General features: G+C 66.9%; 1 protein-coding gene. It reads right to left on the reverse strand.

From position 1 onward, the window contains the following. Positions 1-1,373: maltose alpha-D-glucosyltransferase (treS, locus tag IEZ04_RS34250; RefSeq protein ID WP_189220905.1), on the reverse strand; the 1,373-nt coding region annotated here is incomplete at both ends.

Consider the following 1,373-nt stretch of genomic DNA (forward strand, 5'->3'; position numbering starts at 1 on the left):
CGCAGGAAGGCGAGGACGGCGGGGTTGGAGGAGGACAGTTCGGTGTAGGAGCCGAGGCCGAAGGCGGGGTTCTGCTTGCGGATCTCGATCATGCGGCGGGTCCAGTGCAGCAGCGAGGAGGGCGAGGACATCGACGCCTCGACGTTGGTGACCTGGTAGCCGTAGACCGGGTCCATGATGGTGGGCAGGTAGAGGCGGCCGGGGTCGCAGGAGGAGAAGCCGGCGTTGCGGTCGGGGGTCCACTGCATCGGGGTGCGCACCGCGTCGCGGTCGCCGAGCCAGATGTTGTCGCCCATGCCGATCTCGTCGCCGTAGTAGAGGATCGGGGAGCCGGGCAGGGACAGCAGCAGCGCGGTGAAGAGCTCGATCTGGTTGCGGTCGTTGTCCAGCAGCGGGGCCAGCCGGCGGCGGATGCCGATGTTGGCGCGCATCCGCGGGTCCTTGGCGTACTCCGCGTACATGTAGTCGCGCTCTTCGTCGGTGACCATCTCGAGCGTGAGCTCGTCGTGGTTGCGCAGGAAGATGCCCCACTGGCAGCCCGAGGGGATCGCGGGGGTCTTGGCGAGGATCTCGGAGACGGGGTAGCGGGACTCGCGGCGCACGGCCATGAAGATGCGCGGCATGACGGGGAAGTGGAACGCCATGTGGCACTCGTCGCCGCCGGAGCGGTAGTCGCCGAAGTAGTCGACCACGTCCTCCGGCCACTGGTTCGCCTCGGCCAGCAGCACCGTGTCCGGGTAGTGGGCGTCGATCTCCTTGCGCACCCGCTTCAGGAACTCATGCGTTGCCGGAAGGTTTTCGCAGTTGGTTCCCTCCTCCTGGTAGAGGTACGGCACGGCGTCCAGCCGGAAGCCGTCGATGCCGAGGTCGAGCCAGAAGCGCAGGGCGGAGATCATCTCCTCCTGCACGGCCGGGTTCTCGTAGTTGAGGTCCGGCTGGTGGGAGAAGAAGCGGTGCCAGAAGTACTGCTTGCGGACGGGGTCGAAGGTCCAGTTGGAGGCCTCGGTGTCGACGAAGATGATCCTGGCGTCCTGGTACTGCTTGTCGTCGTCGGCCCAGACGTAGTAGTCGCCGTAGGGGCCGTCCGGGTCGTTGCGGGACTCCTGGAACCACGGGTGCTGGTCGCTGGTGTGGTTCATGACGAAGTCGATGATCACCCGCATGCCGCGCTGGTGGGCCGCGTCGACGAACTCCACGAAGTCGGCCAGGTCACCGAACTCGGGCAGGACGGCGGTGTAGTCGGAGACGTCGTAGCCGCCGTCGCGCAGCGGGGACTTGAAGAACGGCGGGAGCCACAGGCAGTCCACGCCCAGCCACTGCAGATAGTCCAGTTTGGCGGTGAGGCCCTTGAGGTCGCCGACCCCGTCGCCGTC

This window comes from Streptomyces ruber (genome assembly GCF_014648075.1).
In the GTDB taxonomy this organism is placed as follows: domain Bacteria; phylum Actinomycetota; class Actinomycetes; order Streptomycetales; family Streptomycetaceae; genus Streptomyces; species Streptomyces ruber.